Source organism: Hymenobacter volaticus (genome assembly GCF_022921055.1).
GTDB lineage: Bacteria > Bacteroidota > Bacteroidia > Cytophagales > Hymenobacteraceae > Hymenobacter > Hymenobacter volaticus.
In genome coordinates this window covers 20,404-33,734 of record NZ_CP095064.1, presented here as the reverse complement: position 1 = coordinate 33,734, position 13,331 = coordinate 20,404, and the positions used below count along the sequence as shown (strand labels likewise).

Below are 13,331 nucleotides of genomic sequence, written 5' to 3'. Positions count from 1 at the left end.
AGGGATAAAAGCAGAAAAAGCAGCCAGAGTGGCTACTGGCTGCTTTTCTGGGGCACACTAAGACCCTGTTTATTTCGTCAGCAACAGTAGTACCACGTCATGGGCGGGTACCGTGGCAGCGAAAGCCTTCTTGGTGGTACCCGCATCCTTCTTGGCCCATAGATTGCGGACTTTATAGGTGGTTTTGGTTGCATTCAACTCCTGCTTCGACAAGTCGTCGGTGATGGGCGTGGTTTGCCAATCGAAGCGAACCGGCTGGGGCTTACGGCTGCGATTCAGAAATGTAACAGCCCATTTCCCGCCTTCCAGCGGCTTCAGCCAAGTTTCCACGCTGTCTTTAGTAGACTGTTTGAAGCCCTGCACGCCTAGCTTATCCTGGTTGACGGCCAGCACTTCACGGTTGGTCAGGATCTCGGTTGTTTCCTTGCTCATTTTGCGCAGGTCGTTGCCGGTGATGAGCGGAGCAGCTATCATGCTCCACATGGTGAAGTGAGCGCGGTCTTCGTTGGCGGGCATACCGTTGCCGACTTCCAGCATATCAGGATCATTCCAGTGGCCGGGGCCGGCGTACTGGCGCAGGCCGTCCTGCTTGTCCAGAATCTGCATCACGCCCCACGATTTCCAGGTGCCATGGTCGTTGATGCAATCGAAGCAGTTGTAGATGTCGCCGGTCGTGCGCCACAGGTGGCCAACGGTTGGACCCCATTCCCAAGGCTTGTCGTTGCCCCACTCGCAGATGCTGAGCACGATTGGCCGGCCCGCTTTGCGTAGCGCCGCCGTGATGGTTTTATAGGCGCCTTCCGCTTTGAGGCCTTCCGTGTTGCACCAGTCGTACTTAAGGTAATCGACGCCCCAGCTGGCGTACACCTGCGCGTCCTGAAACTCGTAACCGCGGCTGCCGGGCCGGCCGCCGCAGGTTTGCGAGCCCGCATCGGAGTAGACGCCGAACTTCAGTCCTTTAGAGTGAATGTAATCGGCCAGTGCCTTCATGCCCGAGGGAAAACGCTTCGGATCTTCGTGGATAAAGCCCTGCGCATCCCGCTCGCCGTGCCAGCAGTCGTCGATGTTGATGTAGGTGTAGCCAGCGTCTTTCATGCCCGTTGCTACCAGGGCATCGGCTACTTCCCGGATCAGCTTTTCGTCGACGTTGCAAGCAAATTTGTTCCAGCTGTTCCAGCCCATCGGGGGCGTTAGGGCTAGGTTGTCGTACTTCTTGTAATTCTGGGTGTAGTTGTTTCCCTGGCTGAATCCTGGCAAGGAGAAAGCCAAGCTCAGTAGTAAGAGCGCGGTTTTTTTCATTAAAGGGGTGAAGTTATTTGTACTTCTTGTTAAGCTGATCGAACAAAAGGGTAGGAGTATCAGCTTACTATAGGCAATAGATAAACTCGTAGAACCGGTGGTACAGCCTCGAGCACCACGGCGAGAACACACGTTTCTACTCTGTTTACCCTTAATCTTTCGGCACTATCCGGAAGTTGTCAAAGGATATATCTGCGTCGAGCGCGCCATCTCCGTGAAACAGGAATTTGAATTCGTGCTGGGCTTTAGAGGGCAGCAGCGGCGTGTTGATAATGTCGCTCAGCTTGATAGACATCGTACTCCACTTGCCACGGGTATTAAAGGGTACTATAGGTTTCCACTGGTAGGTATTTACACTACCTGCGTTTCCGTCGATGAGGAATTTAATAACGTTGGTGCCAAATGGCTTCAGCGTGTTCACCTCAAATTTGAGAGCATAGTTACCAGGGTTAACGATCACATCATTCGGAATAGCCAGGTTATTGGCCGAAAACTCAGTCCACTCCCAGGCGCCAATCGTTTTGTTGACGCGGAGGTATTTGCCATTAACCGGACCAGGAGTTGCCGCCGTCGTAATATAGGTATCGGCTCCCCACACGCTACCGCCCATATCATAACTGAAGATTATGTTTCGGTCATCCCTGTATTGACCAGGCACGTCGCGCGTCACGTTGTTGGCATCCACAACTTTCACCGTGGCGCCCTTTGCCGCCGAGGTCGGCACCATGAAATACGCCGAATCGGCCGTTGTTTTAAGGATAGGCAGCACAGTACCCGCCCAGAGCACTTTGCCGGTTTCCGGTGTAATGCCATACAGGTCCAAATTTTGGCCTACAACAGCCATTCGCTGCCCTGCCGGCGTGTACTCATTGCTCATTCCGGCGATTACCAGGGGCGGAATAGAAAGAGTGTACGCCGTTTCAACGGCGCCGGCCGCCGTAACCAAACTGATCCTGTTGTTTACTTCCTTGGGTATCACCCGCGGCACGCGCACCGTGATTTCCGTAGGCGTGATGTACGCATCCTCTAGGCTAGCTTCTACGTCGTTGAAGACGATTTTCTGCACGTTGCAGAAGTTGTTTCCCTGAAGGATAACCCAATCGGCGAGGTTGCCTTTGGCGATCGACGCCGTGCGGTCGGTGGCGCTACTGACCTGGGTGATGGCAGGCGTGCCGCCGCACACGTTGTTGTCATCCTTTTTGCAGGAAGAGAACGACAATGCGCCGACCAGCAAGGCCAAGGCACCTAGCTTGTTAAAATGAGTATAAGAGTTCATTGCTGTATCCGTGTGAGGTGTGAGAGGCAGCTTGTCCTGCTTTTCCAGGAGCAACTCCTTCGCAGAGAAAGCAGGAAAAGCCCTAGATATTACCAGCCTGGGTTATTGCCGCCGATAAGCTTGTTGGCATTGACTTCCGAAATCGGGATTGGAAACAGCAAGTGCTTCGGCTGCCGGCGCTTTATCACGTTGTTCTCGTCGATGTCGATGGCGTTCATTACGGGCAGGTAGATCCCCCAACGGACCAAATCCCACCGTCGGTCGCCTTCCAGGGCTAGCTCGCGGCGGCGCTCTTCCAGCACGAAGGAGCGGAACTGTTGTTGGTTCAGGGTGCCCACTTCCGAGGCCCCGTTGCGGCGGCGAATCTGGTTCACTGCGCCTTTTGCGGCGAGAGTCGGACCGCTGTTCACTTCGTTATCGGCTTCGGCGAAAGTTAGCAGTACGTCGGGGTAGCGCAGCAGCGGGAAGTGAAAGTCGCCCAGGGTAACCGTGTTCTTGGTCACGGCCTCAAACTTGCGCAGCCGCCCGATCCGGCCGTCATCCAGGGCGGACACGTCGGTGGGCTGGTAGCCGTACTTGGCGCGTTTAGCCGCGGCGGCTGAGCTATTATCCACGCCTTTCACAACCGAGCTATCGCTGAGCGGATAGTAATGGAACTGGGTGTTGCTCCACATCTTCCAGCGGTGCAGCACCCCATCGGTGATGCGCTGATCATTCTCCTCGAAGTTATGATACCACTGGTAGGAAGTGCCAATCCAGCCGCCCTCGAGTTGGTCGGCCTTGCTAGGGTCAACGCGGCCCCGACGAAACAGGGAGATTTCGTTGCCGAAATCAGGATTTTCGGAAATGCTCTGCAACGCCCAGATATGCTCGCCGCGGTTGCGGTTGGCTACGGTCCACACCTCGGCGTGCGAAGGGAACAGAAAGTACTCGCCGCTGCTTATTACCTCCTGCGCCTTATCGCGAGCGAGCTTGAAGTATTCAGCCGAATTCAGCCCTTCCAGACCCGCTACTACGGTTTTGGTGTGCGTAAGGGCCTGGGGCGCCAACAACACCTTCTTGCCGCCGACCAATTGAAAGGCTTTGCCGCCCATTACCGTTACTTGGCCGCCGGGCAGGGAGCCCGACGCCATAGTGAGATACACTTTGGCGAGCAGGCTGCTGGCCGCGCCTTTGCTGGGGCGCCCTGGCTCGTACCCGGCGTCTCTGGTCGATTTCAGGTTAACTTCGGCCAGCTTCAGGTTGTCGATAATGGTAGCGTACACATCCTTTACCGGCACGCGGGGCTGCTGCGGCTCGGCGCCTTCCGTCACGGCCTTTTCGAATACAGGAACCGCTCCGTAGGCCCGCACCAGCAGGAAGTAGGCCCACCCGCGCAGAAAGTACAGCTGGCCCAACGCATTCTGCTTGGTGGCTTCATCCACCGTCGTCATGGCCGTGATCTGCGAGATGCCGAAGTTGCAGCGGTGAATCAGCGTATAGGGGCCGTTCCAGCCGGTGTCGATGCCCCAGTAGGACTGGTAGTTGCCGGCCCCTACGTCGCCGAACGCCCAGCTAGGTCCGGTGGCATCATCGGAGTCATAATCCCACAGGTTCGGAAACGGGCCGTAGCGAAACATCGAGCCCGAGGCGAGAGCATTCAGCGCGCCGTTGGCTACGAATACTGGATCCGTTACCTGATCGGGGGTAACAAAGTCCAGCGGTTTTTCTTCCAGGAAGTCTGTGCAGGCCGTGGTAGCGAGCGTAGCGGCAAAGAAAAGGGCGAGTAGTGGTATTTTTTTCATCTGACGAGAGACTACTTTTCTGATTAGATTAGAAGCCAGCGCTCACCCCTAGGGTGTAGGTGCGGCTATTGGGATAGGAGTTCATATCGACGCCCCGGCGAGAGGCATCGCTGCCGAAGGCATTGACGTCCGGATCAAACCACTTGTAGTCGGTGAAGGTCAGCACGTTGCTTACGCTGGCGTACACGTTGACGACGTCGATGAAAGAGGTGGGCTTCTTAAAAGAGTAGCCCACGTTGATGTTTTTCAGGCGCACGTAGGAGCCATCTTGCACTAGGCGGTCCGACAAGCGCGGCTGGCGCGTATCGGCGGCCAAGGCTTTTGGCCAAGTAGCGTTGGCGGCGTTTTCGGGCGTCCAGCGGCCATCGTACACGAACTGCGGCAGGTTCGCCACCTTGCCCATCCGAATCTGGTACAGGTTGGTGTTTACGATGTCATTGCCTTGAACGCCCTGCACGAACACGCTCAGGTTGAAATTGCGGTAGCTGAAGTTGTTGGTGATACCGAAGTTGTAGTTGGCGTTCGTGTTGCCGATGATCTGGCGGTCTTTGGCCGTAATGGCGGGATCTTCGTCGAAGTTCTTATACTTAATCTCCCCGATCATCATGCGCTGCACCGCCTCCGACTGGCCGGCGTAGTTCGGGTCAGCTACCACTTCGGCTAGGTTGTCGTAGAAGCCATCTTCCACGAAGCCGTACACCGTCCCGATGGGTTGGCCATTGCGCTGCAAGAAGAAGTTGTCGAAGTTGTTGTAGAGGCTACCGGCAAACTGGTCGCCGGGCAGGTCTAGCATCCGGTTCCGGTTGAAAGAGATGTTGGCATTGATGCCCCAATTGAACTTAGGTGTTGTTACTAACTGACCAATTCCAGCGATTTCCAGGCCCTTGTTTTCAACGGTACCGAAGTTGGTGAGCTGCGTGGTAAAACCTGTGCTGTTCGGAATCTGAATGGGCTGCAACAAATCGTGGGTTTTCTTCTGGTAGACATCCACCGTCACAGTGAAGCGGTTTTGCATAAAGCCCATATCCACCCCCGCGTTGAACTGATCCGTAGTTTCCCAGCGCAAGTTCACATCAGCCGGTCCGCGCCAAGTCACATCGGCGTAGCCTGGCTGGAGGGCGCCATTGATGGGGTAAGCCGAGAAAGCGAACATCGGTAAGGAGCGGTAAGAGCCGATACCTTGGTTGCCTGTTTGGCCGTAACCAGCCCGGAATTTCAGGGTGCTGAAAAGCTTTAAATCCTGCACGAAAGCTTCGTCACCGGCGTTCCAGGCCAGGGCAAACGAGGAGAAGTTGGCGTACTTGTTTTTCGTGGTGAAGCGGCTGGAACCGTCGCGACGGAAAGAGGCTGTAGCTAGGTACCTGCCCTTGTAGCTGTAGTTTACTCGGCTTAGCACGGAGAACAAGCCATTTTCGGACTTGCCGCTGCCCAGGGTTTTCTGATTGAGTCCAGCCCCAATATTGTTGTTCTGTAACAGGTCGTCGGGAAAGCCCCGCACCGACATATTCCGGTAGTAGGAATAGCCGGTTTCACGCGTTACCGCGGCCACTGCGTTGACGCTGTGATCTTGGTGGAAGGTGCGGTTGAAATTCAGAATAGATTCCAGCGTAATGCCGCGCCACGTGTCGTCAGAGGAGTAGGCGTAGCCGTTGGTGGTGCGCGCCTCCTGCAAGCGCCGGTTGTAGTACACCTCGCGGTTGTTCACGTTGTAGTTCACCCCTAGGTTCTGGCGGAACGAGAGGTAATCGGTGAACGTGAGCAGCGCGTACGTCGAGGAGTAGATGCCCGTGGAGTGGGTTTGGTCCTTGGCCGTGCGCGTGTAGTTGTAGGGGTTAGCGGCGGCATACCAGGAAGTTGCATCCTCCCGCGCCTTAGACTCCGGGGAGGAAACCGGATACGTAGCGGGGAAAAACAGCGCCGAGCTGATAATGCTCGCCTCGTTGCCGTTGGAGTTGGTCTTCCCTAGAGTATAGGTGGTGAAGGTGATGTTGTTGCTGGTGCCAAGCTCAATCCACTTGTGCACTTTCCGCACAATATTGGCTTGCAAGCCATAGCGCTTAAAGCCGGAATTGACGATGATACCCTGCTGATCGAGCATGTTACCCGATACCGAGTAAGTGCCTTTGTCGCTGCCGCCCGACATGCGCAGGGTATAGTCCTTGGTGATGGCCCGGCGGAAGATCTGCTTTTGCCAATCAGTACCCCGGAAGTTTTCCGGGTATGACTCGCCGGCCGTACCATTGAGAAAGTCTTCCGGTGCAGGTAAGTAAGTCGAGTCGCCAATGGTAGCATCGAAGCCCCGAACCCCGGGGAAAGGCAGCGTGCCAGGCGTATAGCCGTTGTAGGTTTCGGCATTGAGCTGAGCTTCGTTCTGGAACTGAGCGTACTGATACGCATCGAGCACTTTCACCCGCCGCGAGATTTCCGAGATGCTGGTGTTGGCTATTACCTCGATCCGGTCTTTGTCGGCTTTGCCTTTTTTGGTGGTAATCAGTACGACCCCATTAGCCCCGCGCGAGCCGTAAATAGCGGTGGCCGAGGCGTCCTTGAGGATTTCCATCGACTCGATATCCTGCGGATTGATGTAGGACAAGGCGTTAGTTGACTGCCCGGTACCGCCCGAAGGATTGGCCCCCCCGACGGAGGAACCTGTAGCGGAAGGCGAGGTAAAAGGAATACCGTCGATAACATAGAGCGGCTCGCTGCCCGTGAAGGAGTTGGCGCCGCGAATAGTCAGGCTGATGCCCGCGCCGGGTGCCCCGTCACTACGGTTCACTTGTACACCCGCTACTTGCCCTTGTAAGCCCTGGTTGATGCTGGTAGGAATCGTTTTGAGGATGTCCTCGGTTTTCACGGACGATACGGCACCGGTGACATCACTCTTTTTCACGGAACCGTAGCCGATTACGACCACTTCTTCCAGGGCTTTCTGGTCGGTTTGCAGCTGCACATCGAAAGTCGACTGGCCATTTACCGCTATTTCTTTGGTTTCATACCCTATAAAAGAAAAAACCAGGGTGTTACTACCAACAGGGACCCCAAGCGAATAAGCTCCCGTTGCATCCGTGATCGTACCCGTGCTGGTCCCTTTCACGGCTATGCTGACGCCGGGCAAACCACTTTTATTTGCCGCATCTGTAACAGTTCCTTTCACAACAGTCTGCGCATTGGATACCAATGGAATTAGCAGAGGGGTGGCCAAAAGGAAAAGGGGTAAGGTCTTATTCATAGAGAAAATGAGTTGGATGGGAAATTTTATGGCCAAGCCAGCAAGAGAAAAAAGGCATAAACAAGCCTAGTTCTCTACTTGCTTGGTAAGCAGGCAGGCAACTTTAAACTGGGAGGTAAGACGCTACAATGGACCACTCATTCGCGTCGCGTGCTTCACTTAGGCGAGTAGTGAGCTCGTTGACTTCAGTGATTCGGCACAATGGTCAACAAAAGGGTTGAAAAATTGTATTTATAATTAATTGCCGAAAGGCTATTAAGATACAAAACACTTATTAATAGTGCTTTGTATTATCTTACATCCCTTATCAGCACTCGTACACTTAGTATTTTTGAGGACCACTAAAGCGTAGATGTGCTGACTCCGAAATCGTTTTCGATAGAAATTTACGAGAAATATGAGTTGATTCATTGGTAGGCAATCGATTGTTCTGCAGGCTTCAACAGCCAATAAATTCCCCTTTACTTATAAAATGCAATACTGAATGATTGTGTTGTAGATAAGCAGCACTTTTTATTTGAAAAGTCATAAAATAAATATGATACTTTTATGACGCATAATTGGTAGTATTAACTTAAATGACAAAATTTTATACGTGACTCTATCCTGCGTAAACTTCACTAGATTACTCGTATGGCCAGTCGAAGAAGCAGTATGACCGTTCTAATTGTCAACAATACAAGTCATCTAAACGGAATCATTTTAATGCCTGGCCACTATTGATTTTGCCTTAAAGCCTATTGTAGCTGTTTAAACGTCAACGACAGAGGCACTATCAGTTGCCACTAACATGGACATGAGCGTCACAATAAAAGTTGGTGCAGCAACAAATTCTTTAGATATAATCCCGCTACTTCTTTTGCCGAATCATCAGATGAACCAAATGCGATATGATACTATTTTATCATTTTATATGCAGAACTATCACTATGTTTTTCAGCCAGTCTATTCAGTGTTAGTCAGGCAGTGAGCACGTAAGTGCCTCTCGTCATTGAGCCAGCCTAGAAGCTTTTCGCCGCTCCCCCTGTTGCTTGCGACCGTGCCGGGCAAGAATAAGCAGTTAGATGAGATTTCAACTACTTATTTTAGTTGAAACTCCAACAGCAGCGGTTGCTCATGCTTTGATCTTCACTCATAGAAACTGCCGGCATGCAGTAGTATCCGCGTCGGCGGCACGTCGTTGTGTACAATTTGCGGGAAGGAGCTAGCCATGGAGATTGAAACACTGTCAGTTGCGCTCCGCCTACTCACTTTTTGCTTAAGCAGCCAGGCAGAACAGTTACTGTGCCCAACTCCATCTTTACGGGGACACGGGCTTTCCTACTGAGGCATAGTTCCCAGCCTCTGCAGAATCTCTAGGCAAGCGCGGCTATTATGATAGGGGCATTTCCACAGGCCTGCCTTATCTTCTCCCGGCATTAAGCTGTAATCAGCGTTAACCCCCCAGTGCCATTCGCCGCGTTCGTGGTCGATAAGGTAGCGCTGCGTAAACTCCCAAACAGCCAGAAAGTAGTTGAAAAACTGCGGGTCGCTCGTCAAATTAAAGGCGTTGAGAAAACCAACCATCGCTTCCGCCTGCACCCACCAGTGCTTTTCGGCTATTAAGTGCTGCTGAGTCGGCTCGTATTCATAATTTAGCCCCCATCCGCCGCTAGGCCTTCGGCGGCGGCGAGGGCGAGGGCTACTGCCAGCTGCTGGAAGCGGACAACCAAAGTCTTTTCTCCTATCAGCTCGGCGGCTTGCAACAACAGCCACGCCGCTTCAATGTCGTGTCCATACGAGATAACATCGGGCCGCGCCACCCACTGCTCGTTAAAGAACAAGTTTAAATGATGGGTGGCGGGGTCAATCATACGGTCGGCGAAGAGGTTCAATAACTCAACCAGCCGTTGCTTGAGTAGCGCATCGGGCCAGGCCCGGTATAAGGTAGCATACGCCTCCAGCACGTGCAGGTGCGTGTTCGTGGTTTTCTTTTCGTTGGCGTCCTTAGCACTTAAACGCAAGTCCTTTAAAGGGGTCCAGTCGCGGGCTAAAGCCTCCAAGTACCCTCCATTTTCGGCGTCGTAGCTGTGCAACTCAATGGTGCGATACAGCTCTTGAGCGAGCGTTAGCGCTTGGGCGTTGCCGCTGGCTAGGTGATATTCCGCCATTCCGTAGAGCACGAACGCCAAAGCATAGATTTGCTTTTTCGTGTCCAGTGGCTGCCCCTGGTAATCGACGGTCCAGTACACTCCACCGTACGCCGGATCAATAAAAAACTGGTTTAGGTACTGGAAAGCGCGAGTAGCCACCGGCAGGTAATCCACCCGCTGGGTTGCGTTGTAAGCGGCCGAGAAGGCCCATAAAATACGGGCATGTAGTACCGAGCCTTTGGGGGCGTGGGGTATCACGCAATTGTTGCTATCTATCTTTCCGTGAAACCCGCCGTATTCTTCATCCAGCGTATGGGTGCTCCAGTAGGAAAGAATGGCGGATAGCTCGCGTTGAAACGAATCAGCAAGGGGCATCGTGGAGGCCAAGCCAACGGGCGGTTGTTCAAGCATGCAGTGATAAAAGTTGAGCCTAGTACCCTACTCCGTTTTGGTGCGTGGCGGCAAAACGAACCTCATTGGTAGCAGCAAATTCCTTGTTACGATCAATCAGGTCGCAGATAGTTTGGGCTGAAGCACTGGATTGAAAACCATCTTCGGGCGTGTGCATCACGTAGTCGAGTAGCTGAGCGATAGTGGACGTCGCCACGTGCATGCGGGTATCAGACGAAGCGTAGTAGATAAACACCTGACCGTCGGCGTCCGCAATCCACCCGTTGCTAAACACTACGTTCGACACGTCTCCGACCCGTTCCTCACCTTCTGGTGCAATAAAATAGCCGGCGGGTTTATGAATGATGCGGGTCAGGTCGTGTAAATCAGTCAGGAACAGGTAAAGCACGTAGCGCAGACCGGCGGCCGTATTGCGGACGCCGTGGGCCAGGTGCAACCAGCCCTGCTCGGTTTTAATGGGGGCGGGGCCTAACCCGTTCTTGGTTTCGTACACGGTGTGGTAGCGCTTGGGGTCGATGATAACTTCCTCCGTTACCTCGGCCTGCTCTATGGAGTTGGATAGCGCAAACCCTATCCCACCGCCCATACCGGCTTCGATGAAGCTGTCCTGAGGCCGCGTATAAAAAGCGTATTTGTTTGATACAAATTCGGGGTGCAGCACCACGTTGCGCTGCTGCGCCGAGTTAGTTTTCAAATCCGCTAAACGCTCCCACGCTATTAAGTCTTTGGTGCGGGCAATGCCGCAACGCGCTACCGCGGCCGCCTGGTCACCGGCTGGGGCTGCTGAGTCGCGGCGCTCCGTGCAAAACAGACCGTATATCCAGCCATCCGCGTGTTTAGTCAGGCGCATATCGTAGATGTTGGTTTCCGGCTCCTCGGTTTCGGGAAGCACAATGGGATACTCCCAAAAGCGGAAGTTATCGACGCCATTGGGACTTTCAGCCACTGCAAAAAACGATTTACGATCCACGCCCTCTACCCGCGCGACCAGCACGTACTTGTCGTTCCACTTAATAGCGCCGGCATTAAAGGTTGCATTGATACCAATTCGCTCCATACAGTACGGATTGGTAGCAGGGTTCAAGTCGTAGCGCCAGGGTAGCGGCGTATGGGCGGCAGTCAATATAGGGTGCTGGTAGCGTTTGATGACGCCATTGCCTAACTCTTCTGGCAGGTTGGCAGCCGATACAAGGGATTCGTGGTGGGCGTGGAGCGCGCGAAGACGGTTGTCAAAAAGAGTTGTCATGACGTTAGAACCGAAGTAAGTGAGACAGTTTCCTGTTGGTAACTTTTAAAGGAAAACAGGCAAGGAGCTGCGGATTACGAGAAGGCCTAACTTGCCTCAGTAAGCGCTGAGCCGGTCCCACCAGGTCTTTTTCAGAATGAAAACAATCACGGCTAGAATACCGACCGTGATAAGCAGCGGCAGTTGCTGCATCAGAATCAGGTACATCGGCAGGATCGTCAAGCACAGCTGCGCAATAATGCCTAGCACCACGTTAAACATATTCAGTCGGAAGTTGGTGTTGGCCTGAAACGAGGGGTCCTCGGCTACGACCTGCGCATGTACGGGGCCCCAAAAGCCCCAGGGCCGTACCGTGCGATAAAATTTATTGAGCACCACGGCGTCGGTGGGGGGCGAAGCGTAAGAGCCGGCTACCGAACCAGCCAACGAGATGGCAAATAGCAGCGGGAAAAAGTAAAGCAGATTGCCCGCAGGAATGAAAAAGCCGAACAGCATAGCTGTAACAATGCCAGCCAACATTCCCCAGAAAAAGCCGGTCGCGTTAAAGCGCCACCAATGCCACTTCAGCACATTAGCCGCAATGTACCCGCCGTACAAAGCCGACACGATGAATTGAAGCACGCTGTTTACGTCTTTGGCAAAGAATCCCAGCAGTACGCCCACCGCCACCACCAGTATGCCTACCACGTAGTTGAGGGAAATAATCTGGCGGGTAGTCGCGCCCGGGTTCAGGTACTTCAAGTAAATGTCATTGACGATGTAGGCCTGCGCGGCATTGACGGTGCCGCTGAACGTACCCATGAAGGCGCCTAATAACCCCGTGAGCACCAAGCCAACCAAGCCGGTCGGCAGGAATTTGTTGATGGCAACTGGCAAAATCCGCTCGAAGTCGATGGTGCCGGCAGCATCCGTGAGGTTCATCTGACGGTAGTAGAGCAACCCCAGCACCGTCAGGCCAATAATGAGGGAGTAGCGAATAGGAAGCAGGATAATCGACACGAAACCACTCATTTTGCTGGCTTCCTCCGGCGAGCGAGTCGAGAGAATTTTCTGCATGTCGTAGTTCGGCGCCGGGCCCGCCAGCGAAGCAAACACGCCCTTAAAGGCCATCATCATAAAAAATAAGCCAAACAGGGAGTAGCCGTCGCTGGCAATCTTGCTGTTAACTTCCGGAATCAGGCGCGACCAATCCAGACCCAGGCGCCAGCCGAAGAAGGGATTGAACCACCCTTCTGGCACAAGCAACTGCTTGTCTTGCAACTGAATATAGGCAATTATGGCAATAGAGAAACACGCCACCGTCATGATGGCATACTTAATCAAATCTCCCAGGACAATGCTGTGCATCCCCCAATGATGGAGTAGAACATAGCAAACAGGGTGAACACAATACCGTAGACGTGGGGTACATACTGCGGCGCGACTGCAAACGGTACATAGTCGCGCACCAATTCCCAGGGAATAAAAATTTCGATGAACTTGCCCAAGCCCACAAACCCGTAGGCTAGAAAACCCAAACAGCTGAGCAAGGCAAAGGCAATAACCACTTGGTGCGACGCTGCGACGCCCGGCCCCTTAGTGCCGAAGCGCGTGGCCAGCCACTCAGCCCCGGTGCTGGCATTGGAGCGCCGCAGCCACCGCGACAAATACATCATCAGAAACACTTGATTGAACACTGGCCATAACCACGGAATCCAGATGCTTTTCATCCCATAGACGAAACACAAGCTCACCATCCACATCGTGCCGCTGATGTCGAACATGTCGGAAGCATCGCTCAGCCCAAGCTTGTACCACGGAATAGTGCGGCCGCCCAGCATGTAGCTATCCTTGTTTTGGCGCGCTTTCTTGCGGTAGTACAGGCCGATGAGCACTGTTAGCAGCAGGTAGGTGGCAATTATTAAAAAATCAATTAAGTGTAGCCTCATGCTGCTAGCGGATGCGCGGGATGTTT

At 53.6% G+C, this 13,331-nt stretch carries 9 protein-coding genes; all 9 read right to left on the bottom strand.

Translation table 11 applies throughout. From position 1 onward, the window contains the following. Nucleotides 1-69: 69 nt before the first annotated feature. On the bottom strand, nucleotides 70-1,299 hold the full coding sequence (locus MUN86_RS25755; protein ID WP_245126875.1) for a glycoside hydrolase family 27 protein: 1,230 nt from the start codon (nucleotides 1,297-1,299) through the stop codon (nucleotides 70-72). A gap of 151 nt (nucleotides 1,300-1,450) precedes the next feature. Continuing rightward, nucleotides 1,451-2,575 carry a glycan-binding surface protein gene (locus MUN86_RS25750; RefSeq protein WP_245126874.1) on the bottom strand — a complete coding sequence of 375 codons (1,125 nt, stop codon included), beginning with the start codon at nucleotides 2,573-2,575 and terminating at the stop codon, nucleotides 1,451-1,453. Between the two features lie 89 nt (nucleotides 2,576-2,664). Beyond that, nucleotides 2,665-4,359, bottom strand: a complete 1,695-nt coding sequence (locus tag MUN86_RS25745; RefSeq protein WP_245126873.1) for a RagB/SusD family nutrient uptake outer membrane protein — start codon at nucleotides 4,357-4,359, stop codon at nucleotides 2,665-2,667. Nucleotides 4,360-4,387: 28 nt separating this feature from the next. Continuing rightward, on the bottom strand, nucleotides 4,388-7,588 hold the full coding sequence (locus MUN86_RS25740; protein WP_245126872.1) for a SusC/RagA family TonB-linked outer membrane protein: 3,201 nt from the start codon (nucleotides 7,586-7,588) through the stop codon (nucleotides 4,388-4,390). Nucleotides 7,589-8,908: 1,320 nt separating this feature from the next. Then, nucleotides 8,909-9,190, bottom strand: a complete 282-nt coding sequence (locus MUN86_RS32005) for an AGE family epimerase/isomerase (RefSeq protein ID WP_311182465.1) — start codon at nucleotides 9,188-9,190, stop codon at nucleotides 8,909-8,911. A 32-nt stretch (nucleotides 9,191-9,222) separates the two neighbouring features. Next, nucleotides 9,223-10,131 (bottom strand): AGE family epimerase/isomerase, encoded by a 909-nt coding sequence (locus MUN86_RS25735; RefSeq protein WP_311182440.1) that lies wholly within the window; start codon nucleotides 10,129-10,131, stop codon nucleotides 9,223-9,225. Nucleotides 10,132-10,150: 19 nt separating this feature from the next. Continuing rightward, nucleotides 10,151-11,377: a glycoside hydrolase family 130 protein gene (locus MUN86_RS25730; protein ID WP_245126871.1), complete on the bottom strand. Its 1,227-nt coding sequence runs from the start codon at nucleotides 11,375-11,377 to the stop codon at nucleotides 10,151-10,153. A gap of 96 nt (nucleotides 11,378-11,473) precedes the next feature. Continuing rightward, nucleotides 11,474-12,724, bottom strand: coding sequence for a sodium:solute symporter family transporter (locus MUN86_RS25725; protein ID WP_245126870.1), 1,251 nt, complete (start codon nucleotides 12,722-12,724; stop codon nucleotides 11,474-11,476). Further along, complete coding sequence (locus tag MUN86_RS25720) at nucleotides 12,697-13,305, bottom strand: sodium:solute symporter family transporter (RefSeq protein ID WP_245126869.1); 609 nt, start codon at nucleotides 13,303-13,305, stop codon at nucleotides 12,697-12,699. Before MUN86_RS25720 ends, MUN86_RS25725 begins: the two co-directional genes overlap by 28 nt. Nucleotides 13,306-13,331 lie beyond the last annotated feature (26 nt).